Consider the following 22,617-nt stretch of genomic DNA (forward strand, 5'->3'; position numbering starts at 1 on the left):
TGGCCTCAAAAATCCAACCCCATCTCTTCGAAAATCTCTTTATCCTCGGCCCAGTTTTCATCGACTTTCACGTGAAGGAACAGGTGCACTTTCTGGCCTAGAACCTCGGACAATTCCTTGCGGGCTGCTTCGCCGATCGACTTGATCATCGAGCCGCCTTTGCCGAGCACAATTGGTTTCTGGCTCTCGCGGCCGACCACGATTTGCTGGCGAACCTCGACGCTGCCGTCTTTCTTTTGCGTGTAGCTTTCAGGGCGGACCGCGCTGTCATAGGGCAGTTCTTCGTGGAGCTGTTTGTAAAGCTGTTCGCGCGTGATTTCGGTCGCGAGCAGGCGTTCGCTGGCGTCGCTGACCTGATCCTCGGGATAGTGCCACACGCCTTTGGGCATTAGGCTGACGAGGTGGTCTTTGAGTTCGTCCACGCCGTCTCCGGTTAGGGCGGACACGAAATACACTTCCTCGAAGGCAAGCATATCGGTCAGCTCCTGCGCCAGCGCGAGCAGTGGTTCTTTCACCGCCTTATCGACCTTGTTGAGCACCAGGATCTTGCGCTCGGGCCGCTTCATAAGGGCCTCGACCAGCGGGATCATTTCATGGCGGCGCTGCTTGATCGGATCGACCAGCAGGACAATCGCATCGGCGTCCTCTGCGCCTTCCCAAGCCGAGGTGACCATTGCACGGTCCAGCTTGCGGCGCGGCGCGAAAATGCCCGGTGTATCGACCAGAATGATTTGCGTTTCACCGTGCAGCGCAATGCCCATCAGGCGGGCGCGGGTTGTCTGTGCCTTGGCGCTGGTAATCGCGACTTTCTGGCCGACGAGCTGGTTGACCAGCGTTGACTTGCCCGCATTCGGGGCGCCGATCACGGCAACGACGCCGCATTTCGGGTCTGATTTGGGGTTCTTTTCGTCGCTCATCCGAAGCGCTCCATAAAATTTTTGGCGGCGTTTGTTTCCGCGTCTTGTTTACTTGATGCGGTAGCCTCAGCCTCGCCCACATTGTGGACTTCGACGCGCACGGTGAAGCTGGCTTTGTGATCCGGCCCGGAGCGATCGATCAAGCTATAGCGGGGAGGGCGGCGCTGGTTGCCAGCGGCCCATTCCTGCAATGCGCTCTTGGGGTGCTTGTTCTTGCCTGCGGTGCCATCGACCTGCGGCGCCCATAGATTGCGGATGAGCGCCTCGGTAGCATCGAACCCGCTTTCGATGAAGGATGCACCGAGTAGCGATTCCATAATGTCACCCAGGACATTTTCACTTTCCGCTGCGCCGTCATCGCGCGCCTGTTTGCCGAGGCGAATATGCTTTGACGCGCTAATTTCGCGCGCGGCGGTGGCACAGGCGGTTTTGCTGACCAGAGCGTTCAGCCGCTGCGCCAATGCGCCTTCCTGACCGCGATTTTGCTCGAACAGCCAGTGTGCGATGGTGAGGCCGAGGACCCGGTCGCCGAGAAACTCGAGCCGCTGGTAGTCGCGATCCTCGCCAGTGCTGCCGTGGGTCAGGGCTTCGGCCCAAAGGGTTTCGTCCTTCACGGCGAAGCCATGCTTCTGGAGCCAGGAATTCGCACCTCTTTCCAGCTTACCGAGAGGTTTGCTGCTCACAGGCCCGTTCCGATACGGCTGCCCCGCGCTGCGCTGAACCATGTCCACGGCAGGAGCCATTCGGAGGAGCCATCGGTCGACCACATGATCACACTTGCGCGCGCCACCAACAGGTCCTGCGGGACAATGCCGACACCGCCGCCGGGTAGCGCGGGGAAACGGCTGTCCTGCGAGTTGTCACGATTGTCGCCCATCACGAACAAGTTGCCTTCAGGCACGATGAATGCGGGGTAATCATCCATCGGCATCGGACCGAAGTCGAGGACATTGTAGCTCTCGCCCGAGGGCAGCGTCTCGCGGAACTGCGCATAGCTGCACACGATGGTCCCGTCCGGCTTGGTCATTTGCTCGGCCTGACGGTGACATTCGGTGTTTGGTGAGATCTTAATCTCGAAATTCTCGATCCGCTCTTTGGGGATCGGCGTGCCGTTCAGGATCAGCTGACCATTGACCATCGCGACCGTATCGCCCGGTAGAGCAATTGCGCGCTTGATGTAGTCGGTGCCATCGACCGGATGTTTGAAGATCACGATATCGCCGCGCTCGGGCTCGCCAGCGAAAATCCTGCCGGAAATCAGCGGGACTTCGCCCGGCAGCGAATATTTCGAATAACCATAGGGCCATTTCGCCGCGAGCAGATAATCGCCGTTCTGCAGAGTAGGCAGCATGCTCTCGCTCGGGATGTTGAACGGCGAGAAGATGAAACTGCGGAATACCAGCACGATTACGACCAGTTTGATCAGGAAAACAAAGAAATTGTCCTCCTTTTTCTCGGGCTTGGCGTTGGCTGTATCGGAAGTGATAGCGGTGTCTTCGGTGGTACCCGGTGTTTCCGGCGAAGCTGTATCCGCAGAGGTGGTCGGTTCAGTCATACAGTAGGCGTGCTTTCCAGCTTTATTTCCCGCGCGCAGAAATACGTATCCGCGGCTTTCCATGGGTTCCAAATCATTGCCGTAGCCCCTACTCGGTGGAGCGCCGCATAGGAAGGAATTTTGCATGAGCGACGCCGCAGCCGCGATCTGGACCGAATTGAAAGCAATGCCGCAGCGCACTCTGCTGGAACTGTTTGACGATGGTGAGCGGGTCAGCAAGCTGTCCGACCGGATCGAATGGAGCGGGGAGGATGTTCTTGGAGAAGAGGGCGCCAAATGGAACTCCGGTATCCAGTTCGATTGGTCGAAAACGCATCTCGATGATGCGCTGCTCACGCAATTTGAAAAGCTGTCCGAGGCGATGGATTTCAGCGGCAAACGCGCGGCGATGTTCGGCGGTGAGAAAATCAACAACACCGAAGGCCGCGCGGCCACGCATACGGCGCAGCGCGGCGTTGGCACAGATGCGGCGGTTGAAGAGGCGATGGCGCTTCACGCGCGGATGAAGATGCTGGTCGAAGCAATTCACGATGGTGCGCTTGGCGATATCAAGCATCTGATCCATGTCGGCATTGGTGGCTCTGCGCTTGGTCCCGCGCTGGCGATTGATGCGCTGACCCGCGATTTCGCCAAGGTCGATGTCCATGTTGTGTCGAACATCGATGGTACAGCGTTGGAGCAAGCATTTGCTGCGTGTGATCCGAAGACCACGATGATCGCGGTGGCTTCCAAGACCTTCACTACAATCGAGACTATGACCAACGCCGCCAGCGCGCTCAAATGGCTGGAAGACAATGGCGTCGATGATCCCTCCGGCCGCGTCGTCGCGCTTACCGCTAGCCCCGAAAAGGCGGTGGAGTGGGGCGTCGATGAAACGCGCATTCTGCCGTTCAAGGAGACGGTCGGCGGGCGCTATTCGCTGTGGTCCACCATCGGTTTTCCGGTCGCGCTGGCGATTGGCTGGGATGAGTTTGGGGAATTTCTGGCAGGCGCTCAGGCGGTCGATTTGCATTTTCAGAATGCCGATGGCCGCGCCAATCTTCCGCTGCGCGCGGCGTTCGCTGATCTGTATTATGCGCGAGTTCGCGGATGCCAGACGCGCGCGGTGTTCGCCTATGACGAGCGGCTGGATCTGCTGCCTGATTACCTCCAGCAATTGGAAATGGAGAGCAACGGCAAGAGCGTGACCGCTGGCGGCGATCCGGTCGATGGCCCGACCGCGCCCGTCACTTGGGGCGGGGTGGGGACCGATGCGCAGCATGCGGTGTTCCAATTGCTGCATCAGGGCACACATCTGATCCCGGTGGACTTTATCGCCAGCATCGCGCCGGGTGATGATCTTAACCCAGCGCATCACCGCATCCTGCTGACCAATTGCTTTGCTCAAGGTGCCGCTTTGATGGCGGGCAAAGAGAGTGACGACGGAGCGCGAAAATTCGAAGGCAATCGCCCCAGCGCCACGATGCTGTGCGACGATCTGGACGCAGCAACCCTAGGCGCGCTGATCGCGTTCCATGAGCACCGCACCTTTGCCAGCGCGATGTTGATGGGCATCAATCCGTTCGACCAGTTCGGCGTCGAACTCGGCAAGCAAATGGCGAACGCGATCGAAGGCGGAGGGCAGAGCTTTGATGCAAGTACCGAGGCGTTGTTGGAGCAGGCGGGGTTGGGTTGAAAGAAGATGAACAAAGTCGATTTGGACTAACTAATGCTCAATGATCTCTTTGAAAGAGAGAAGTCGGCGCTAAAGAATTACAAAGCGGCATCTAATCCAAGCGGTGCAGTGACCTGTTTTTTTGAGATAAACGCCCAATACACGTCCGGATATTTTGAAAACATTTTCGAATCTCTGATTAGGCCATTGAGGTACCAGCTATCGAAAATACGGCTTCGGAAAGCTGTGAAAGCAAGCTAAAGCACTCACTTGCCGCTTTTATGCGAAATCCGGCAACACCGGAGTTCGTTATGCAAAATCCTCTCGATTCCACTGAAGCCGCCGGGCAGCCCGTGATGGACCCGGTTGACCGGATCCAGCAGAATTTTCTCGCCAAGAACGAGCGGCGTTTGCTCGATATTATTTGCGCCCGAATGCCCGCTTGGGTCACGCCCGATATGATGACTGCGCTGGGCATGTTCGGGGCGCTGATCATCCTGCTGGGCTATATTGGCAGCAACCAAAATCCGGCTTGGTTATGGCTGTGTATCGCGGGTTATGTGCTGCATTGGATTGGCGATTCCACCGATGGCAGTCTGGCGCGGTTCCGCAAGATCGAACGGCCGCGTTACGGCTATTTCCTCGACCATAGCTGCGATGCGCTGGGCACCACGATGATCGTCGGCGGGATCGGCCTGACGCCGTATGTTAGCCTTGATCTGGCGCTGTTCGCGCTGGTCGGATATTTGCTGCTGTCGGTACATGCTTTCTTGGCGGTACGGGTGCTGGGCGAAATGAAGCTGTCTTACCTCAATGCCGGACCGACCGAACTGCGCTTTATGCTGATCGCGCTGACCTTGGCGATGCTCGGCTTCGGCGCCGGACCGGGCTGGTTCGGCGGGATTTCCGGCTTCGATATCTTCACGGGTGTGATCGGCGCGATATTGCTGCTGCTGTTTGTTATCCAAACGCTGAGCACCGTGCGCCGGCTGGGCAAGCAGGAGCCAGCGCGCAACGATAAGTGGCGCTCCCGTAACCAATAACGCGCGCTCAGCGAACCACCTGCCAGAGGGGTGTTTGCATTCGCTGCAGATCACGCCATATCGCAACAAAAGAATGAGCAGGGCGCTTTGACCGATAGGCCTGGCGCGCCGCCGCATTATGGGGAATTCCAATGTCCGACTATGATTTCGATCTCTTCACTATCGGTGCCGGTTCGGGCGGCGTGCGCGCCTCCCGCGTGGCCTCTGCACATGGCGCTAAGGTTGCCGTTGCTGAGGAGCATCGCGTCGGCGGCACCTGCGTCATTCGCGGCTGTGTGCCCAAGAAAATGCTCGTTTACGGCGCGCATTTTGCGGAAGATTTGGAAGACGCCAAGCAGTTCGGATGGGATTTGGAAGAGCCGACCTTTGACTGGATCCGCCTGCGCGATACAGTGCTCGGCGATGTGGACCGGCTGAACGGTCTCTACACCGAGACGCTCGAAAACCACAATGTCACAATCTTCCACGAACGCGCAGAGATCACTGGTCCGCACGAACTGACGCTCGCCAGCGGTAAGGTCGTAACGGCGAAATACATTTTGATTGCAACCGGCGCAGAGCCCGCGGTACTCGATTTCCCGGGCAGCGATCTGGCAATTACATCGAACGAAGCATTCCATTTGGACGAAATGCCAAAGCGCGTCATGATTGCTGGCGGCGGTTACATTGCCAACGAGTTTGCGGGTATTTTCAACGAATTCGGCAGCAAGGTTTGCCTCGTCAATCGCGGCGATGTTTTGCTGCGCAGTTACGATGACGGGCTGAGTGACCGCCTGCTGAAAATCAGTATGATGAAGGGGATTAATTTTCACTTCAACACGACGTTCAAAAGCATCACGAAGAACGATGATGGCTCGCTGCATGTCGAGCTGAATGGTTCCGATGATATGGATGTCGATGTTGTGATGTTCGCGACTGGCCGGAACCCTAATGTGAAAGGGCTTGGCCTGGAAGCTGTAGGCGTGGAGCAAGGCAAGATCGGCGAAATCCTGGTCGATGAATATTCGAAAACCAATGTCGATCACATCTATGCCGTGGGCGATGTGACCAACCGCGTTCAGCTAACTCCCGTGGCCATTCGCGAAGGGCAGGCCTTTGCCGACACTGTGTTCAACGACGATCCGAAAACGGTCAGCTACGACTACATCCCCAGCGCAGTGTTCAGCCACCCGCCAATCGCCGCGGTTGGTATGACCGAAGGCGAAGCGCGCAACAGTCTGGGCAATATTAAAGTGTTCCAGTCAGACTTCCGCCCGATGAAGAATGTTGTCGCCGGCCGAAACGAGCGCGGGCTCTACAAGATGATTGTCGATGCGGCGACGGACAAAGTGGTTGGTATCCATATGATCGGCCCAGAATCTGCCGAAATTATGCAAGGGTTTGCCGTGGCCGTGAAAGCGGGTCTTACGAAAGCAGACTTCGATGCTACAGTCGCGATCCACCCGTCGATGGCAGAAGAACTGGTGCTGCTGAAGTAAGGAACGAACTGATGGAGCTTGCTGAGAAGATCGTCCTCCTAACCGGAGGAAGCGCCGGAATTGGCCGCGAAATGGCATGGCAACTCAAAGCCAAAGGTGCCGTAGTTGTGGTCACTGGCCGCAATGAGCAGCGTCTGGCGGCGATGCGCAAGGACGGCTTCGTTGCGGTTGCGGCGGACCTATCGCACGCAGCCGGTGTCGATGCACTGCTCGATGTTTGGGGGGATCGCGAGCTCGATATTCTGATCAACAATGCGGGGCAGGGCGTCGATCATGATTTTCGCGAGCATACGCCGGATCCGGATGCTGCGGATGATTGCATTTACGCCAATCTCAATGCGCCGATCCGTTTGATTACGGCTCTGCTTCCGCGTCTGCACAAGCGGCCCGAGGCGGCGATCATCAATGTCACCAGCGGACTGGCGATTGCGCCGAATGCGGGCAGTCCCGTCTATTGCGCGACCAAGGCAGCTCTGCGCAGTTACACGCAGGCGCTGCGCGCGCAGGTGGGCGGCGTGAACTTCAATATCATCGAGGCGCTTCCGCCGGTCGTGGACACACAGATGACTGCTGGACGCAAGAACAAGAAGATGCCCGCCGACGAGTGCGCGCGGCAGATTTTGTCCGCGCTAGAGAATGACAAACCCGAAGCCAATGTCGGCATGGTGAAGGTTCTGAAGCGGATACATTCTGTATCACCGGCCGCGGCGCGGAAATTTATGCTGCGATTTTAGCGCGCCCTTTGCCTCTGTCTGTTGACGCTCGCCATGCGCACTCGCTAGGCAATTTGTTCTAGTTTTCAGGGGACTTCATTTGTCAGCCAATATCGCCGAATTAGAACGCCGCCGTGAGGCCGCCCGGATGGGCGGCGGCCAGAAGCGGATCGATGCGCAGCATAGCAAGGGCAAGCTGACCGCGCGCGAAAGGCTCGATGTGTTGCTCGACGAAGGCAGCTTCGAAGAACTCGACATGTTTGTCGAACATGACTGCGTCGATTTCGGCATGGCCGAGCAGAAGATACCCGGCGACGGCGTGGTCACCGGCAGCGGCACGATCAACGGGCGGCTGGTCTATGTGTACAGCCAGGACTTCACCGTGTTCGGCGGCTCGCTGTCCAAACGCCATGCGGAGAAAATCTGCAAGGTGATGGAAACCGCCATGAAGAATGGCGCGCCTGTCATCGGCCTCAACGACAGCGGCGGCGCGCGGATCCAGGAGGGCGTGGCCAGCCTCGGCGGCTATGCCGATGTGTTCCAGCGCAATGTGCTCGCCAGCGGGGTTGTCCCGCAAATCAGCCTGATCATGGGGCCGTGCGCGGGCGGTGCGGTGTACTCGCCCGCGATGACCGACTTCATCTTTATGGTGAAGGACAGTTCTTACATGTTCGTCACCGGACCGGACGTGGTTAAGACCGTGACCAATGAAGTCGTGACACAGGAAGAACTGGGCGGCGCGGTAACGCACACCACCAAGACTAGCGTGGCCGATTTGGCGTTCGAGAATGACATCGAGACGCTGCTCGCGACGCGCGATTTCTTCGACTACCTGCCCCTGTCGAACCGGGAGGAAGTGCCCGAGCGCCCCACCGCCGATCCGTTCGACCGTGAGGAAGCGAGCCTAGACACGCTGATCCCCGACAATGCCAACCAGCCTTACGATATGCACGAAGTCATCCGTAAAACGCTGGACGAGGGCGATTTCTTCGAAATCCAGCCAGCCCATGCGGGCAACATATTGTGCGGCTTTGGCCGGATCGAAGGCCGCACTGTGGGCGTGGTCGCGAACCAGCCGATGGTACTTGCGGGTGTGCTTGATATCAACGCCTCGAAGAAAGCCGCACGCTTCGTGCGCTTCTGCGATGCGTTCGAAATTCCGATCCTGACCTTCGTCGATGTCCCCGGCTTCCTGCCCGGCACAGCGCAGGAGCATAACGGCATCATCAAACACGGCGCGAAATTGCTTTTCGCCTATGCCGAGGCCACCGTGCCCAAGATCACCGTAATCACCCGCAAAGCCTACGGCGGCGCGTATGATGTGATGGCGTCCAAGCATCTGCGCGGCGACCTCAACTACGCCTGGCCAACCGCCGAAATCGCGGTGATGGGCGCGAAAGGTGCAGTGGAGATTATCTTCCGCCAGGACCGCAACGACCCGGACAAAATCGCCGAGAAGACCAAGGAATACGAAGACCGCTTCGCCAACCCCTTCGTAGCGGCACAGCGCGGCTATATCGACAATGTGATCTACCCGCACTCGACGCGGAGGCGGATTGCGTTGGGGTTACGCAAGCTGCGGAACAAGCAGCTTGAGAACCCGTGGAAGAAGCATGATAATATACCGTTGTGAGCTAACGTGATGGCAGAAACACTCTTATACGGTGGTCTCATTGTCCTGTTATGCGCAGTAGTGTTCGCTGTGCTTCGTCCAGTTTTTGCGCAGATTTCGCGCGAAGGATCGTCTAAAGTCGAGTCCGATATAACGATGCCTGATTTTCGACCACGTGATGGCTCAGGGCGAATTTCGAAGAAGTTGCCTACTGAGCGTATCTCGGTCAACCGACCGCATCCATCCCACAAATATCGCGAAGATATCGCGGTCAAGCTCCAAACGCACGGCGGGGCGTTCTCAAAACTAGATTTGCCAGAACAGAATTTTTGGCTGGCTTATTGCTTCGATGACCACCTTCAAGCGGAGGGCTTGAGCAAATTTTTGAAGGCATTTCCTTCAATCGATATGTGGACGCAAACCAGAGACGCGCTCTATATCGTCAGGGCCGATGAATATTATTCAGTATTTTCGACCTTTCTGGAGTGCGATGGGCCGGAAGCAGCAAAAGCACTTGATGAGGGACGGTTGTCAGAATTCAAATATTCGACTGATTGGGATGCACAGTTACTCGGATCTACAACCGATTCGACTGAAACAGGAAAGTCAGGTTACATGGAACGGCGCTTAGATTTTTACTGCGATGATGGCGATGGGAATGAGTAGATGAAACTAGGTCGCCTCAATCATATCGGCGTTGCAACGCCGTCCATCGACGAATCGATCCGCTATTACCGCGATGTCATGGGCGCAACTTCGTTCCACACGCCCTTCGATCTTGAGGCGCAGGGTGTGAAGGTCTGCTTTGTCGACACACCGGGCGAGAATGGTACGCACGGCACACAGATCGAGCTGATCGAGCCGCTCGGCCCGGACAGCCCGATCGCCAAATTCCTCGCCAATAACCCGCTGGGCGGTCAGCATCACGTGTGCTTCGAGGTTGAGGATATTGCGGAGGCGCGGACATGGTTTGAAGGGCAGTGTAAACGTATCCTTGGCCCAACGCGGATCGGGGCGCATGGCACGCCGATCTTCTTCCTGCATCCCAAGGACATGATGGGCCAGCTGACCGAGATCATGGAGACGCCCGAAGAGGGCACCCATTGGTCGAACTAATCAAGCGGACGCAGCGCGCCGTAGCGGACTTGCTAATCCGCCCCGCTGGCCGCTAGGTCCGTCGCAAATCGAACCCCATTCCTACGCAGGGAGAGAGCCGCGTGAGTTACGAGCATATCAAGGTTGAGCGGGAAGGCCCGCTGATGATTATCACGCTAAACCGTCCCGAGCGGCTCAACGCGATGGCACCGGCGATGGCGGACGAGATTGGCAACGCTTTCTACGATCTGGATGCCGGTGAGAATGGGGCGCGCGCGGTGCTGATCACCGGCGAGGGCAAGGGCTTTTGCTCGGGCGCGGATTTGTCGGCACGCTCCAGTGATTCCAAAGGTGGCAGCCATCAGGCGCTGCAAAACCACTATAACCCGGCGATCAACCAAGTGCTGCGCGCACCGGTTCCGGTGATCTGCGCGGTCAATGGCCCTGCAGCGGGCGTCGGTTGCTCGTTGGCACTGGCAGCGGACTTCACCATCGCTAGCAAGTCGGCTTATTTCCTGCAGGCCTTCGTCAATATCGGGCTTGTGCCCGATGGCGGCTCGACTTGGCTGCTGGTCCGCGCAATTGGCCGCGCTCGGGCAACGCGGATGATGATGCTGGGCGAGAAAATCGGCAGTGAGCAGGCCGAGGAATGGGGCTTGATTTATAAAGCTGTTGAACCGGACGCGCTAATGGATGAAGCGCGCGCTTTGGCTGAAAAGCTTGCGAACGGGCCGACACTTGCGCTCCGTACGATGAAAGAGAACATCAACATTGCACTCGACGGGACATTGCCGGAAGTGTTCGTGAATGAGGCCGAAGGACAACGTCTTGCTGGTGCGAGTGCAGATGCGATGGAGGGCGGCATGGCCTTCCTGCAAAAACGCAAGGCTGAATTTAAGGGTAAGTAAGCCACCACCTCAAAATCCGTTTGTGCTGAGCTTGTCGAAGCGCTGCATTTTCTTCTAGCGATACGCAGAAAGTGAAGTGCAACCCTTCGACAAGCTCAGGGCGAATGGGTATTGGGAGCCTATGACTGACAAACCGACCGTTTCCGACTGGAATGACCTCGCGGACAAGGAGTCCAAGGGCCGCGATCTCTCGACCGAGATGCCCGAGGGATTCGCTGTAAAGCCGCTCTACACCGAAGCCGATTCGGCCGATCCCGGCTTGCCAGGTTTCGCTCCATTCACGCGCGGGGTGAAAGCGACGATGTATGCGGGCCGTCCGTGGACGATCCGGCAGTATGCGGGATTTTCAACCGCAGAAGAATCGAACGCATTCTACCGTCGCAATCTGGCGGCTGGTCAGAAGGGCCTGTCGGTCGCTTTCGACCTCGCCACCCATCGCGGTTACGATTCCGATCACCCGCGGGTGGTCGGCGATGTCGGCATGGCGGGCGTCGCGATTGATACGGTCGAGGATATGCAGATCCTGTTCGACCAGATCCCGCTCGACACGATGTCGGTCAGCATGACCATGAACGGCGCGGTCATTCCGGTGCTGGCGTTCTATATCGTAGCGGGCGAGGAGCAGGGCGTTTCGACCGAGCAACTCAGCGGCACGATCCAGAACGACATTCTCAAAGAATTTATGGTCCGTAATACCTATATCTATCCACCTGCGCCGAGCATGCGGATCGTGTCGGACATTATCGGATATACCTCGGCCAATATGCCGAGATTTAATAGTATTTCGATCAGCGGCTATCACATGCATGAGGCCGGCGCGACGGCGGTGCAAGAGCTCGCTTTCACCATCGCCGACGGCAAGGAATATGTGAAAAGCGCGATGGCGACCGGGCTCGATATCGATGCCTTTGCGGGGCGCCTGAGCTTCTTTTTCGGAATCGGCATGAACTTCTTCATGGAGATCGCCAAACTGCGCGCTGCGCGGACCCTGTGGTACAAAGTTATGGACGATCTGGGCGCGCAATCCGAGCGCTCCAAGATGCTGCGGACGCACTGCCAGACGTCAGGTGTGAGCCTTCAGGAGCAAGACCCGTACAACAACGTCATCCGGACCACGGTAGAGGCAATGGCGGCAACGCTTGGCGGTACACAGTCGCTCCACACCAACGCGCTCGATGAAGCCATTGCGCTGCCGACCGATTTCAGCGCCCGTATCGCGCGTAACACGCAATTGGTTCTGCAGGAAGAAACCGGCATCACCAATGTCGTCGATCCGCTCGGCGGCAGCTATTATATTGAGGCGCTGACTGCGAAACTGGTCGAGGAAGCCGAAGTGCTGATGGCCGAAGTCGATAGCCTTGGCGGAATGACCAAAGCGGTCGATAGCGGAATGCCCAAACAGCGGATCGAACAAGCGGCCGCCGCCAAGCAAACGCGCGTCGATAAAGGCGAGGACGTCATCATCGGCGTCAACAAATACCGCCGTGAAACAGAAGACCATCTTGAAACGCTCGAAGTCGATAATCACAAGGTTCGCGAAGGTCAGATCACGCGGCTGAAGAAGAACCGTGAGGGCCGTGACGAGGCAGCGTGTCAGGCGGCGCTCGCGGCGCTCACCGAAGGTGCAAAGGGTGATGGCAATCTGTTGGCGTTAGCGGTGGAGGCCGCGCGGCAACGCGCTTCCCTCGGCGAGATATCGAAGGCAATGGAGGACGTGTTCGGCCGATACGACACCACGCCGAAGCCGGTGAAGGGCGTCTACAAAACAGCCTATGAATTCGACAAACGCTGGGCGCAGGTTCTGGAAGGCGTGCAATCGGTCGAGAAACGCCTTGGCCGCAAACCAAAGATCATGGTGGCGAAAATGGGGCAGGATGGCCACGATCGCGGCGCGAATGTGATCGCGAGCGCTTTCACCGATATGGGGTTTGAAGTTGTCTCCGGACCGCTGTTCCAGACCCCCGATGAGACAATGAAAATGGCTATCGAGAATGAAGTCGACGCGATCGGCGCAAGCTCGCTCGCGGCGGGGCACAAGACGCTGATCCCCGAACTGATCGACTTGCTCAAAGGCGCAGGCCGCGGCGATATCAAAGTCGTCGCGGGCGGGGTGATCCCGCCGCAAGACTATGACTTTCTTCGCGAGGCAGGGGTGCAGGGCATCTACGGTCCCGGCAGCAACGTGGTCGAATGTGGTGCCGACATGCTGCGCCTGCTGGGCCACAATATGCCGCCTGCGGGTGAGGAGTTGGACGAGGCGGCGGAGTGAAGCGGCTTGCCAGTTTGGCATTGGCGCTTTCGCTATTCGGATGCTCCGAGCCCGATGTTTGGGAAGGTTGGGTATACCCGAGTGGCTCGAATCTGCTCGTTGATATTCCCATTGGAGAATTTGACACTCTTGAGCAATGCAGAGACGCAGCTTTGGCTCAACTTGAGATTTCCAGAATCGTAGTAGATGGTAAGCCAGTAGCGGGTGACTATGAGTGTGGTTTGAATTGCAGGCCCGCAAGGAGCGGCCTGAATATCTGTGAAGCTACGGAGCGTTAATACGAATGACCCAAATCCGCACTGACTGGACCCGCGACGAAATCGCGACCCTCTTCAACCTTCCCTTCACCGAACTGCTTTTCCAAGGGGCTTCGGTCCACCGCGAGAACCACCCGCCGGATCAGGTGCAGCTTTGCACGCTCCTCTCGATCAAGACCGGCGGTTGTCCTGAGGATTGCGGCTATTGCTCGCAGTCGGTGAAGGCGGATAGCGGCGTCGAGGCGACCAAGCTGATGGATGTGCAGGCGGTGCTGCAATCGGCGGCGCAGGCAAAGGATCATGGCAGCCAGCGCTTCTGCATGGGCGCGGCGTGGCGTAACCCCAAAGATCGCGACATGCCCGCGATTGTCGAGATCGTGAAAGGCGTGCGCGAGATGGGCCTCGAAACCTGCATGACGTTGGGTATGCTCTCGCCAAAACAGGCGAGTATGCTCGCCGAAGCGGGGCTCGATTATTACAACCATAATATCGACAGCAGCCCTGAATATTACGAGCGTGTGATCAGCACGCGCAAATTTGAAGAGCGGATCGAAACGCTCGATCACGTGCGCAAGTCGGGCATCAATGTTTGCAGCGGCGGGATCGTAGGCATGGGTGAAACGCGCGAGGATCGCGTTGGCTTTGTCCATACTCTGGCTACTCTTGAGGCGCATCCGGAGAGCGTTCCCGTGAATGCGCTGGTGCCGGTCAAGGGCACAGTGCTCGGCGATATGCTGCATGACACGCCGCTGGCGAAAATTGACGATATCGAATTTGTTCGCACCGTTGCGGTCGCCCGGATCACCATGCCAATGAGCATGGTACGCCTTTCGGCGGGCCGTGAAAGCATGAGCGATGCAACGCAGGCCTTGTGCTTTCTGGCAGGTGCGAACTCGATCTTCACAGGCGACAAATTGTTGACTGCTCCCAATGCGGGCGATGATACCGATGCGGCTCTGTTCGAACGGCTCGGGATGACTGCGCTTCAGGGTGAGGAGCCTCTGAGAAAAGAGGTGCGGGCTTGCGGCGGTCAGGCGGCGAGTATGCGGCTGGCCGAGCCCGCGAAGTAACGCGTTTTGCAACTGCGCCAAAGTGACTTGGGTCAGTTATGGAAATTCTACCAAGCTGGTGCGACGATAGGCGTGGCGCAAATGCGGGCAGCGCTGTAGCTTCCGGTCAAATCAAAATCGCGGGAGCCTCCGAACCATGACCGACCAAAAGATTGAAACGCTAGCCATCCATGCCGGTTGTGAGCCCGACCCCACAACCAACGCGCGGGTTACGCCGATCTATCAGACATCATCCTATGTGTTTGACGATGTTGACCATGCATCGCGGCTGTTCAATCTTGAAGAGTTCGGGAACATCTACACCCGCATCATGAACCCGACCAATGCGGCGCTCGAAGGCAAGATCGCGGCCATGGAAGGCGGAATAGGCGCGCTGGCAGTTGCATCGGGCCATGCCGCGCAGTTAATTGTGTTCCACACACTTATGGAGCCGGGCTGCGAGATTGTTGCGGCGAAGAAGCTTTATGGCGGCTCGCTCAACCAGCTGGCGCACAGTTTCAAGAAAATGGGTTGGCATACGAACTTTGTGGACGCTGACGATCCTGCCAATGTAGCCGCAGCGATTACCGACAAGACACGCGCGGTATTTATCGAAAGCCTCGCGAATCCGGGAGGCGTTGTGCAGGATATCGAGGCCCTTGCGAAAGTGGCCCATAATGCAGGCGTTCCGCTGGTAGTGGACAACACTATGGCCAGCCCGATCTTATGTCGTCCGATTGAATATGGCGCGGATATCGTGGTGGAATCGACCACCAAATTCCTGAATGGTCACGGAAACTCGGTTGGCGGAGTGATAATTGATTCCGGCAAATTCGATTGGACCGCCAGCGACAAGTTCCCCGAAATGAGCCAACCCAACGCATCCTATCACGGCGCGGTTCTCAGCGATGCTGTGGGTGAGATGGCGTTCATCATCGCTTGCCGCGTTCTGGCCTTAAGGGACCTCGGCCCGGCTATGGCACCGATGAATGCGTTTCTGACGCTGACCGGCATGGAGACATTGGCTCTGCGGATGGAACGGCATTGCAGCAATGCGCTGGCGGTTGCCACATGGTTGCAGGAGCATGAGAAGGTTGCATGGGTCGGTTACGCGGGATTGCCCGATAGTCCTTATAATGCACTCGCGAACAAATATCTCGGTGGCCGAGCAGGCGCAGTGTTCACTTTCGGATTGAAAGGCGGATATGATGCAGGTGTGAAGCTGGTTTCCAGTGTCGATCTGTTCAGCCACTTGGCGAATATCGGTGACACACGTTCGCTCATCATCCATCCGGCTTCGACAACGCACAGTCAGTTGAGTGAAGCGGAGCTGGTGAGTGCGGGCGCCGGCCCGGATGTTGTCCGCTTATCTGTGGGGATCGAGCATGTTGACGACATCATCGCTGATCTGGAACAGGCCTTGACGAAAATCTGATTGGTTAGTTTAGGCTTCTCTGTTGATGAACTCCTCCCCAAGGCGCGGGGAGGCGGGCAGCTTCGCATGGGGCTTTGCTCCTTGTCGGAGGAAGAATGGCTGCAGCCGGATCCCGACTTGGCGGCGCGCGCGGCTGCCTTCGCTGCGGATCCTTATGGCGTTCAGCACACTCGATACACGGACGAGCCCGGAAGAGAGCTGGCCGCGATGCTCGGCGTCGAAGGCGGCCTGTTGGATGCAGCCAAGGCGCATCACGAAGATATGTGCTTGCTCAAAAAATTCGCCGATGAGGATTTCTATCGTTTGATCGGTACTGCTGTTGCCTATCCAACCGACTGGCACCCCAAGGAAAAGATGGGCCTGCCGCTCACTGCGATGCATGAACCGATCCAAGGCTATGCCGAGCAGCTCGCGAGCGGCGTTGATCACTTCATGACGAAGCTGAAGCCTGGCAAGATTTTTGGCCGCTGCAATTGGTTTATCGCACCAATTCCCGAATTAAGGTGGATCGCCGACGAGCCGGCTGCAGTCGCGTATCGCCACGTGACCGCTGGGAATGCGGGTGAAACTCTCTTCGTCCGCAGCGAAAGGCAAACGCTGCGGCGCTTGCCCGAGACCGGAACCATCCTGTTCACGATTGGTGTTTACGTCGCTCCGCTGAGCGATCTTTCGCGTGAAAATGTGGCGTTGCTTTCCCACGCGATGCAGGATCTGTTGCAAGGTGAAGGAGACCGCCGCGGAGCTCCCCATTACGCTTCGTATTTAATCGGCTATGCTGCGAAGCAATCGAGGAACTGACGATGATGATATCTGCCCTGCTGGCCATTCTCGCTGGCGCTGCTCCGCCAAATCCTGATTGGAACTGTGATGATCCGATGGCGCAGCAGGAAATAAACTGGTGCGCGCATCAGGATTACTTGGCGGCTGATGCTGAACTCAATGCACAATGGGCCAAAACCTCTGCCATCTTGAAAGAGCGCGATATGCAATGGATGGACGGCCACGGAAATGGTGAGGATGGCAAGCCTGGTTTCTTCCGGGCCGCACTCGATGCGCAGCGGGCATGGATCGCTTTCCGCGATGCGCATTGCCGCAGCGAGGGATATTATGCCCGTGGCGGTTCGCTAGAGCCGTTGCTGGTCTCGACATGCAAGACGAAATTGACCAAAGACCGGACACAACAGCTTCAATTCCTGATCGAACAATAGGGACTTTAATGTTCAAGAAAATCCTGATTGCGAACCGCGGTGAAATCGCTTGCCGTGTTATGAAGACCGCACGCCGAATGGGGATTGCGACCGTTGCGGTGTATTCGGATGCCGATGCGCGCGCCCCATTTGTAAAAATGGCGGATGAGGCGGTCCATATCGGGCCGCCACCGGCAGCCGAAAGCTATTTGATTGCCGACAAGATTATCGCGGCATGCAAGCAGACCGGCGCCGAGGCTGTACATCCCGGTTATGGCTTCCTGTCAGAGCGGACCAGCTTTGCCGAAGCACTGGCCAAAGAGGGCATCGAGTTTATTGGCCCACCGGTGAATGCGATTGCGGCGATGGGCGATAAAATCGAGTCCAAGAAGCTGGCACTGGAAGCGGGTGTGAACGTCGTTCCGGGTTTCGTTGGCGAGATTGACGATACCGACCATGCGGTGAAGATTTCCGAGGAAATCGGCTATCCCGTGATGATGAAAGCCAGCGCTGGCGGCGGCGGTAAAGGGATGCGGCTTGCTTATAGCGAAAAGGATGTTCGTGAGGGCTTCGAAGCGACCAAGCGTGAGGGACTAAACAGCTTTGGCGATGATCGTGTGTTCATCGAGAAGTTCATCGAGAATCCACGCCATATCGAGATTCAGATACTCGGCGATAAGCACGGCAACATTATCTATCTGAACGAGCGCGAATGCAGCATTCAACGCCGTCACCAGAAAGTGGTGGAGGAAGCTCCTTCGCCTTTCGTGACACCCAAAATGCGTAAAGCGATGGGCGAGCAATGTGTCGCGCTATCTCAAGCGGTGAACTACCATAGTGCAGGCACAGTGGAACTGATCGTCAGCGGTGCTGATCCAAGCGGCGAGAGTTTCTACTTCCTCGAAATGAATACGCGTTTGCAGGTCGAGCATCCTGTCACTGAAGCGATCACTGGCGTCGATTTGGTTGAGCAGATGATCCGCGTTGCCGCGGGCGAGAAGCTGGAAATGACTCAGGACGATGTGAAAATCGATGGCTGGGCGATTGAAAACCGCGTCTATGCGGAAGACCCGTATCGCGGCTTCCTGCCATCAACCGGGCGTCTGGTGCACTATCAACCACCGGCTGAGCCATGGGCTGATGATGGCGCAGAAAACGGGCGGCGCGGGGTGGACGGTGTGCGCGTGGATGACGGCGTCTATGAAGGCGGCGAAGTGTCGATGTTCTACGATCCGATGATCGCTAAGCTTATCACTTGGGGTGAAACGCGCGATGAGGCGGCGGATTTGCAAATTCAGGCGCTGGATGCCTTCCGGATCGAAGGGCTTGGGCACAATGTCGATTTCCTCAGCGCGATCATGCAGCATGACCGTTTCCGCTCGGGCGAGTTGACGACCGGCTTTATCGCAGAGGAATATCCCGATGGCTTTGAGGGTGCGGCGACGTTTGACGAATTAAAGCGCGGGCTCGCTGCAATCGGCGGCGTTCTCGCGACGATTGATGCGGACCGTGCCCGCCGGATCAATCAGCAGCTTGATGGGCCGACTTATCCGACCGGCGATTGGTCGGTTCGGATCGGTGACAGTGACTACGATGTCTCGCTTGGTGAGGAGGACATCACTGTCGATGGCGAAGCAATCGCGATTGATATGGAATACACTCCGGGCGACAGGATGATCCATCTCGAATTAGCCGGCGATGATCTGACCGTACAGCTCGCCAAGACGCGCACGGGCTATGACATTACTGCGCGTGGTGCAAAGCATTCGTTACGGATTTTGCCCGCGCATGTCGCCCCGCTGGCGGACCATATGATTGAGAAGATCCCGCCCGATCTCAGCAAATTCCTGATCTGCCCGATGCCGGGTCTGCTGGTGAAATTGCATGTGGATGAGGGCGAGGAAGTCCAGCCCGGTCAACCGCTTGCGACGGTAGAGGCGATGAAGATGGAGAACATCCTTCGGGCTGAAAAAGCAGGCACAATTGCCAAGATCAATGCTGAGCAGGGTGAAAGTTTAGCAGTGGACGCCATTATACTTGAGCTAGAGTAACTGCGCAAAAATTGCACTGCTGCGAAACTTAGTTTCAAGTTTCAGCCTTTTCCACCGATTTGCGCTAGGGCGGACATGGCGTTTCCGGCCTGCGATGGCACTCTGTCGCTACTCGATCGACCCATGCGGTCACAGGAGGCGACGATGGCACAAAAGGGCGTTGGCTATTTCGATAAGAAGGGGCATTTCTTCAAAAATCCTGCAGAAGCGACGATCAGCGATCTGGCCGCAATGCTTGGGCAAATCGGAGAGGGTGACAGTCTAGCGCCCGGTATCGCACATATGCTTTTGGAAAAGCGCGCAGAGGTCGAGGCGATTTTCGCCGAACATGATTTGATGACAGCGGACATGCCGGAGGCGAAAATTGCGACGCTGGTGGATCATGCGAATGTCGCCGTTCTAGCTGACCGCAAAAGTCCGGACATCGACAAGGCTGTCTAAATGCATATTACGCATAGCGAGGATGCGCCAGCGTCGGACGAGATCACTTTCGACGATTTTCTGAAAGTCGACATCCGTATTGGCACCATCGTCGCGGCCGAGGAATTTCCCGAAGCACGCAATCCGGCGTACAAACTGCAGATCGACTTTGGCGAGGCCATTGGCGTGAAGAAGAGTTGCGCGCAGATCGTCACAAATTATCCGATTGATGAATTGCCCGGCCGCCAAGTCGCGGCTGTGGTCAACTTTCCTGCCCGCCAGATCGGCCCGGCTATGTCAGAAGTATTGACGCTCGGTTTCGCTGATAGCGCGGGCGAAGTCGTTATGTTTGCGCCTGACGTGAACGTGCCCAACGGCTCGCGCTTGTTCTAATCCTCCACCATCGCGACCGCTCTGATCCAGCCTGCACTGGCGTTTTCGATTTTTACCGGGAAACAGCTGACGGTAAATCCGTGATCGGGCAGGGCGTCCAAGTTTGTCAGTTTTTCGATCTGGTAATAGGGATTGATCCGGCCTGCTTTGTGGCCCTCCCAGATGATCTTCGGATCGCCGGTTTCGGCCCATCGCCGCGCGGTGTGACTGAACGGTGCATCCCAGCTCCATGCATCGGTCCCGACAACTTCGATACCGCGTTGGGTAAGATAGAGTGTAGCCTCTCGGCCCAGTCCGACACCTTGGTCGGTGAAGTTTTCGGTGCCGTATATCGCGCCCGATTGGACCAATACGATGTCTAGCGGTTGTAGCGCGTAACCGATCCGCGCGAGTTCCGCTTCAACTTCTGCCGCACCCACTACATGACCGTGCTCCATGTGTGAAAAGTTGAGGCGCACTCCAGGCCGCAGGAACCGGTCCAAGGGTGCCTCGTCGATGCTCGGTGCTTTGCGTGCGCCGCTGTCAGTGGTCGAATGGTAATGCCACGGCGCATCCATATGCGTGCCGTTATGCGTGGACAACTGCAGCATCTCGACCGCCCAGCCTTCGCCATCGGGCAGGTCCTCTTTCGTCAGGCCCGGGAAAAACATAGCGATCTGTTCCCAGCTGGTTTCATGCGTCACATATTCGATTTGCGGACGCATGACCGGCGGGTCGGAGATCACATTATTGGTGATCGGGATCGAGAGGTCGATATAGCGTGTCATGCGGCGTAGCATTCACTGCGCCAGCGTCCGCGTCAATTGGCTTTAAGCTGTTCGTCCATAAAGGCCGCGACATCATCCAGTGACACTTCGTGATCCAAAAATGCTGCGCCAATGCTGCGCAGCAAAATGAACGGCAAAGTGCCTGCATCCATCTTCTTGTCGTGCCGCATATGGTCGACCAGTTTTGCGCCATCACAAGTGAGTTTGAGGCTTGCGATTTCACTCGGTAAACCTGATGCCGCTATTGCGTTGCAAGCTCGCTCTGCATCCTGGCCGGAAAGCAAACCGCGCCGCGCGGAGTAACGCGCCGCCAAAACCATCCCAAGGGCAACGCCTTCGCCATGCAGTAAGGCATTGGAATAACCGGTCTCGGCTTCCAGCGCGTGACCGAATGTGTGGCCCAGATTGAGCAGGGCGCGAACGCCTGTTGTTTCGCGCTCGTCCTCCGCCACGATCCGCGCTTTGGCTGCGACGCTTCGGGCAACAGCTTCCTCAACTTTGTCAGCATCATGCGACACGACATTGCCGCCGTTGGCTTCGCACCATTCGAAGAAATCAAAGTCGCCAAGTATGCCGTATTTGATAACCTCGGCGTAACCTGCGCGCATCTCGCGAGCGGGCAAGGTTTTCAGTGTATCGGTGTCCGCCAGCACCAGTGAAGGCTGATGGAATGCACCAATCAGATTCTTTCCCGCATCGGTATTGATTGCGGTTTTCCCGCCGACCGATGAATCTACTTGCGCCAGTAACGTCGTTGGCAGTTGTACAAAACCGCACCCGCGCTTCAGGATCGCGCAGGCAAAACCTGTAAGGTCCCCGACAACACCGCCGCCCAGCGCAAACACATGATCGCCGCGTTCTACGCCTTGTGCGAGCAGCCAGCCTGTCAGTTTTTGAAGCTCGTCCCAACTCTTCGATCCTTCACCGGATTCGACAAAGTACCATGCAGCCTGATGCCCCGCTGCGTTAAGCGATGCCTCCAGTCGCGCGCCATGATGCTGGTGAGCATTCCGGTCTGCAACGACGGGTACCACTACCTTGCGCATCAAGCCTTTTGCCAGGGTGGCCGCCTGATCGAGCAGTGCCGCGCCAACGTGCACGTCATAAGACCGACCGGCCAAGTGGACGGGAATTACAGCCATCGGTCTATCGCCTCGATAATTGCTATTGCGGTTTCGTGATGCGGACCATTTTCGCTGCCCACGCGGATTGGCGCTTGCGAATAAAACGGTTCTCGCTCTTTATGAAGCCGCGTCAGGATTTCATGCGGATTACCATTGCGCAGCAGCGGGCGGGTATCCTTGCGACTTGTCCGCTCGACCAGGACATCGATATCACAATCAATCCAGACCGAGATGGCTCTGTCGAGGATTAGAGCGCGGGTCTCGTCATTGACGAAAGCGCCGCCGCCGGTGGCGATCACGCCGTCATGCTCATCCATAAGCCGCGCGATGACTCGCCGTTCGCCATCGCGGAAATAGTCCTCACCATATTGTTCGAAAATCTCTGCGATGGTCAGCTGCGCCGCGTCTTCGATCGCATGATCTGCGTCGACGAAGTCCTTGCCCAGCATGGATGCCAGCTTGCGTCCGACTGTCGATTTACCCGTTCCCATTAGCCCAATCAAAACGATCGGCTGCTCGATCCTGCGCGCAATCGCCTGCAGCGCGGCGCTATCAAGGCCGATATCTTTGGGGGCAGGGGTGTCATCGCGCATTGCCGCATCGCCTATAGATGGGCTAGGCGAGGCGCAACATGGGTTCTTTAGAGGCGCGTAAAGTTTGCTTATGTCCGAAAAGCGGCCAATTGATAGA

At 57.3% G+C, this 22,617-nt stretch carries 22 protein-coding genes; 16 read left to right on the forward strand and 6 right to left on the reverse strand.

Annotated features, from left to right (window positions below):
• Window positions 1-5: 5 nt before the first annotated feature.
• Genes era through lepB form a run of 3 tightly spaced genes read right to left on the reverse strand, consistent with a single transcriptional unit; the run spans window position 6 to window position 2,472 of the window.
• A complete protein-coding gene (era, locus tag GRI35_RS08255; protein ID WP_160613720.1) occupies window positions 6-917 on the reverse strand; it encodes a GTPase Era in 912 nt (303 codons plus the stop codon).
• The gene (rnc, locus tag GRI35_RS08260; RefSeq protein WP_290258682.1) at window positions 914-1,600 is read right to left on the reverse strand and encodes a ribonuclease III; all 687 of its coding nucleotides are present in this window, start codon (window positions 1,598-1,600) and stop codon (window positions 914-916) included. The genes era and rnc overlap by 4 nt, the downstream gene beginning before the upstream one ends.
• Window positions 1,597-2,472, reverse strand: coding sequence for a signal peptidase I (gene lepB / locus GRI35_RS08265; RefSeq protein ID WP_160613721.1), 876 nt, complete (start codon window positions 2,470-2,472; stop codon window positions 1,597-1,599). Before lepB ends, rnc begins: the two co-directional genes overlap by 4 nt.
• A 124-nt stretch (window positions 2,473-2,596) precedes the next feature.
• Between lepB and pgi the strand changes: the two genes are divergently transcribed.
• From pgi to GRI35_RS08345, 16 genes are all read left to right on the forward strand, one after another.
• Entirely contained in the window at window positions 2,597-4,147 is a 1,551-nt protein-coding gene (gene pgi / locus GRI35_RS08270; protein ID WP_160613722.1) for a glucose-6-phosphate isomerase, read from the forward strand.
• A gap of 290 nt (window positions 4,148-4,437) precedes the next feature.
• Complete coding sequence (locus GRI35_RS08275; RefSeq protein ID WP_235900169.1) at window positions 4,438-5,169, forward strand: CDP-alcohol phosphatidyltransferase family protein; 732 nt, start codon at window positions 4,438-4,440, stop codon at window positions 5,167-5,169.
• Window positions 5,170-5,300: 131 nt separating this feature from the next.
• Window positions 5,301-6,647, forward strand: coding sequence for a glutathione-disulfide reductase (gene gorA, locus GRI35_RS08280; protein WP_160613723.1), 1,347 nt, complete (start codon window positions 5,301-5,303; stop codon window positions 6,645-6,647).
• An 11-nt stretch (window positions 6,648-6,658) separates the two neighbouring features.
• A complete protein-coding gene (locus GRI35_RS08285) occupies window positions 6,659-7,381 on the forward strand; it encodes an SDR family oxidoreductase (protein WP_160613724.1) in 723 nt (240 codons plus the stop codon).
• Between the two features lie 79 nt (window positions 7,382-7,460).
• Entirely contained in the window at window positions 7,461-8,993 is a 1,533-nt protein-coding gene (locus GRI35_RS08290) for an acyl-CoA carboxylase subunit beta (protein ID WP_160613725.1), read from the forward strand.
• A gap of 9 nt (window positions 8,994-9,002) precedes the next feature.
• Window positions 9,003-9,638: a hypothetical protein gene (locus tag GRI35_RS08295; protein WP_160613726.1), complete on the forward strand. Its 636-nt coding sequence runs from the start codon at window positions 9,003-9,005 to the stop codon at window positions 9,636-9,638.
• Complete coding sequence (gene mce / locus GRI35_RS08300) at window positions 9,639-10,088, forward strand: methylmalonyl-CoA epimerase (RefSeq protein ID WP_160613727.1); 450 nt, start codon at window positions 9,639-9,641, stop codon at window positions 10,086-10,088.
• A 101-nt stretch (window positions 10,089-10,189) separates the two neighbouring features.
• Window positions 10,190-10,975, forward strand: a complete 786-nt coding sequence (locus tag GRI35_RS08305) for an enoyl-CoA hydratase-related protein (protein WP_290258677.1) — start codon at window positions 10,190-10,192, stop codon at window positions 10,973-10,975.
• A gap of 121 nt (window positions 10,976-11,096) precedes the next feature.
• Window positions 11,097-13,244 carry a methylmalonyl-CoA mutase gene (scpA, locus tag GRI35_RS08310; protein WP_160613728.1) on the forward strand — a complete coding sequence of 716 codons (2,148 nt, stop codon included), beginning with the start codon at window positions 11,097-11,099 and terminating at the stop codon, window positions 13,242-13,244.
• A gap of 283 nt (window positions 13,245-13,527) precedes the next feature.
• On the forward strand, window positions 13,528-14,571 hold the full coding sequence (gene bioB / locus GRI35_RS08315) for a biotin synthase BioB (protein WP_160613729.1): 1,044 nt from the start codon (window positions 13,528-13,530) through the stop codon (window positions 14,569-14,571).
• 136 nt (window positions 14,572-14,707) lie between these two features.
• Entirely contained in the window at window positions 14,708-15,985 is a 1,278-nt protein-coding gene (locus tag GRI35_RS08320) for an O-acetylhomoserine aminocarboxypropyltransferase (RefSeq protein WP_160613730.1), read from the forward strand.
• 66 nt (window positions 15,986-16,051) lie between these two features.
• A complete protein-coding gene (locus GRI35_RS08325) occupies window positions 16,052-16,783 on the forward strand; it encodes a heme-dependent oxidative N-demethylase family protein (RefSeq protein ID WP_160613731.1) in 732 nt (243 codons plus the stop codon).
• A 2-nt stretch (window positions 16,784-16,785) separates the two neighbouring features.
• Window positions 16,786-17,193 carry a lysozyme inhibitor LprI family protein gene (locus GRI35_RS08330; RefSeq protein ID WP_160613732.1) on the forward strand — a complete coding sequence of 136 codons (408 nt, stop codon included), beginning with the start codon at window positions 16,786-16,788 and terminating at the stop codon, window positions 17,191-17,193.
• Between the two features lie 8 nt (window positions 17,194-17,201).
• On the forward strand, window positions 17,202-19,223 hold the full coding sequence (locus tag GRI35_RS08335; protein WP_160613733.1) for an acetyl-CoA carboxylase biotin carboxylase subunit: 2,022 nt from the start codon (window positions 17,202-17,204) through the stop codon (window positions 19,221-19,223).
• 75 nt (window positions 19,224-19,298) lie between these two features.
• Window positions 19,299-19,664, forward strand: a complete 366-nt coding sequence (locus GRI35_RS08340; protein ID WP_235900170.1) for a hypothetical protein — start codon at window positions 19,299-19,301, stop codon at window positions 19,662-19,664.
• On the forward strand, window positions 19,665-20,036 hold the full coding sequence (locus GRI35_RS08345; RefSeq protein ID WP_160613734.1) for a tRNA-binding protein: 372 nt from the start codon (window positions 19,665-19,667) through the stop codon (window positions 20,034-20,036).
• On the opposite strand, the gene GRI35_RS08350 is transcribed toward GRI35_RS08345, so the two are convergent.
• Genes GRI35_RS08350 through GRI35_RS08360 form a run of 3 tightly spaced genes read right to left on the reverse strand, consistent with a single transcriptional unit; the run spans window position 20,033 to window position 22,520 of the window.
• Window positions 20,033-20,803 carry a cyclase family protein gene (locus GRI35_RS08350; RefSeq protein WP_160613735.1) on the reverse strand — a complete coding sequence of 257 codons (771 nt, stop codon included), beginning with the start codon at window positions 20,801-20,803 and terminating at the stop codon, window positions 20,033-20,035. The two genes, GRI35_RS08345 and GRI35_RS08350, sit on opposite strands and share 4 nt — an antisense overlap.
• 32 nt (window positions 20,804-20,835) lie before the next feature.
• Complete coding sequence (gene aroB, locus GRI35_RS08355) at window positions 20,836-21,945, reverse strand: 3-dehydroquinate synthase (protein ID WP_160613736.1); 1,110 nt, start codon at window positions 21,943-21,945, stop codon at window positions 20,836-20,838.
• Entirely contained in the window at window positions 21,936-22,520 is a 585-nt protein-coding gene (locus GRI35_RS08360; protein ID WP_160613737.1) for a shikimate kinase, read from the reverse strand. The genes aroB and GRI35_RS08360 overlap by 10 nt, the downstream gene beginning before the upstream one ends.
• Window positions 22,521-22,617: the final 97 nt, after the last annotated feature.

This window comes from Pontixanthobacter aestiaquae, from assembly GCF_009827455.1.
Taxonomy (GTDB): Bacteria; Pseudomonadota; Alphaproteobacteria; order Sphingomonadales; family Sphingomonadaceae; genus Pontixanthobacter; species Pontixanthobacter aestiaquae.